Consider the following 2,907-nt stretch of genomic DNA (forward strand, 5'->3'; position numbering starts at 1 on the left):
GTGCGCTTCTACCGGCTCACACCTGATGGCCGCGCGCAATTGAAGGCCGAACTCGCCGGCTACGACCGCGTCACGCAAGCGATCCAGGACATTCTGCGCACCGCATAGGAGATTTCCCCATGGGCGAGCTTTGGCGCCGCATCCTCTATCTCATCAACCGCCGCCGCATCGATGCCGAACTCGAGGCCGACATGGAGTTTCATCGCGAGATGGCATCCCGCGCCGGCCGCTCCAACTTCGGCAATACCTTACGCATGCGCGAGCAATCCCGTGAAGCCTGGGGCTGGACGTGGCTCGATCGCCTCATGCAGGACTTGCGCTATGGCGTCCGCATCCTCGTCCGCTCGCCGGGATTCACCGTCATGGCCGTTCTCATTCTCGCCATCGGCATCGGCGCTAACGTCTCCGCGTTCAGCCTTTTCAACATGGTCGCGCTTAAACCCCTGCCCGTCCGCGATCCCGCATCTCTCGTCCGTCTCGAGCGCCGCTCACCCGACAACTACACAAGTGAGATGGCATTCCCTTCATTCCTCTTTTATCAACAGAACGCACGAACCCTCTCCGCCGCGATGGCCGTGCTCGGCGTGCCTCCCATGCAGATCGATGATGATCTGCAACTCACCAGCGCCTCTTTTGCGACTCCCAACTACTTCACTGAGCTCGGTACTCCCGCCGCATATGGCCGCCTCTTCGAGGCTTCGCGGGATGCCTCGCCGGCATCTCCGCCGGCCGTCATCCTCAGCTACGAACTGTGGCAACACCGCTTCTCCGGCGATCCCTCCGTTATTGGCCGCGTCATTCACATCAACAGGCGGCCTGCCACCATCATCGGCATTACCCCGTACACCTTCGCCAGCCTTGGCGGTCAACATCCAGAACTGTGGATGCCGATGGCACAACAACCCTATTTCATCGAAGGCAGTAAAGCCCTCAACGACTGGAACGATTCGAGCGTCCGCATGTGGGGACGCCTCGCCCCCGGTGTCAGCGCCAAAGCCGCTGAGCAGGAGTTGCGCGCCCTGACAGATCAACTCCGTAAGCAGCACCCTGAAGCTGTCTGGGACAACGAATTCATCCAGAGCTCTCCTGGAGGCCACCTCCAGGTAATGCAGCCCGAGATGTATCGCATCGCCGCCATGGTGGCCGTGCTCACGCTGCTCATCCTCGCCGTCGCATGCGCCAATCTCGGCGGCTTGATGCTTGCACGAGCCGTAGCCCGCCAGCACGAGATCGGAATCCGTATCGCCATCGGTGCCGGCCGCACTCGCATCCTGCGCCAACTCCTCACCGAAAGTCTTCTCCTCTCCTCTCTTGGATCGGTTGCCGGTCTCGCCCTCGGCTGTCTCGTGATTCGTCTCTTACTCACTGCTCCCAATACGCCGCGCTGGTTAAGCGCGACGCCTGATTGGCGCGTTCTGGCCTTCACCGCGGTTACAACGGTGCTTGCTGCCGCGTTCTTCGGGCTCGCACCTGCACTGCAGATTGCGCGCCAGCGCCAACAGAAGACGATTGTGCGCCAGGTGCTGGTCGCCGCGCAGGTCGCAGCGAGCTGCATACTTCTCATCGTGGCGGCCCTGTTGCTGCGCGCGACACAGCACGCCCTCTATACCGACCCGGGATTCGGTTATCAGAAACTGATCTCCGTCGATGCGCAGTTGAGCAAACACGGCTACTCCGCTGAAGCCGCTCGAGTCTGGCTCAACCAGATGCAGAATCGCCTCCGCACCGTTCCCGGCGTCAGCGCCGTATCGCTGGTCAAGATCCCACCTCTTGGCCACGTCGTGTCCAACAGCCGCACCGAGATCAACGGTCGCGTTGTCACGGTATATCCCAACTGGGTTGATCCCGGCTTCTTCGCCACCATGCAGATCCCCCTCAAAACAGGACGCACCTTCTTCTCCGGCGAGAAGCATGCCGTCATTGTCAGCGAGTCCTTTGCGCGGCAGCAATGGCCCGGCCAGAACCCGCTCGGGCAGCAGATCGGCGACGGAACCACGAAGGACACTGTCATCGGTGTCACCGGCGACGCCCACATCAACGCCCTCAACGATGACGACGCTGCAGAACAATACTGGCCCGCTCAACCCGACGACATGCCCGGCATGGTCGTCATCGTGCGAGCCGCAGGCGAACCCGGCTCACTGACTCCCGCAATCAAGTCCATCAGCGAAGGCCTCGATCCGAAAGCCATGCCGGAGATTCGGCAGATCAGGCTGCTCTATCGCGAAGATGTCTCGCGCCTCGAAATGATCGCAACCGCCGTCAGCGCAATCGGCATCACCGCTGTCTGCCTCGCCGGCATCGGGCTTATTGGACTCGTGGCCTTCACGGTTTCGCAGCGCACCAAGGAAATTGCGATTCGCATTGCGCTTGGAGCCCGGCCTGCAGCGGTGCTTGCTGCAGTCCTGCAACAATACGCATGGCCGGTCGCTCTCGGATTGCTTGCGGGCGGCTTGTTTGCCGCGTTCGCTTCACACGTTCTCCGCGTCGGCCTCTACGGCGTCAGCAATCTCGATCCCGCCAGCTACGCCGGAGCCATCGGCACGCTGATTGCCATCGTGCTTGCCGCCGCACTGCTGCCCGCCCGCCGCGCACTGCACCTCGATCTAGCCAAAACGCTGCACTACGAATAAGAACGAATATGACGAATTCTGCCACAACCATTACAGCGTTATGCTGCCACCGGGAACAGTCATAAGCTGCCAGTCAGTACAGGGGAATCCCGTCATCGCAAACCAGAGGACTCAGCAGCATCATCCCCGCCGAAGGCATGCGAAGATATCGATCAACCAATAGCTGAAGGGCGGACGGTCACACGCCCAAGACCGTCCTTTGAGGCCGGTTATACGGTCGTGAGTGATCTGAATAGCTCAGACATCCCCTTTCAAACCCGCTACGGTCATCGTG

1 protein-coding gene is annotated in these 2,907 nt (G+C 61.1%); it reads left to right on the forward strand.

Going from position 1 to position 2,907, the window contains the following annotated elements; all coding sequences use genetic code 11:
* Window positions 1-119: 119 nt before the first annotated feature.
* Window positions 120-2,633, forward strand: a complete 2,514-nt coding sequence (locus WA354_RS05175; protein WP_472811943.1) for an ABC transporter permease — start codon at window positions 120-122, stop codon at window positions 2,631-2,633.
* Window positions 2,634-2,907: the final 274 nt, after the last annotated feature.

This window comes from Occallatibacter sp. (genome assembly GCF_049802275.1).
GTDB lineage: Bacteria > Acidobacteriota > Terriglobia > Terriglobales > Acidobacteriaceae > Telmatobacter.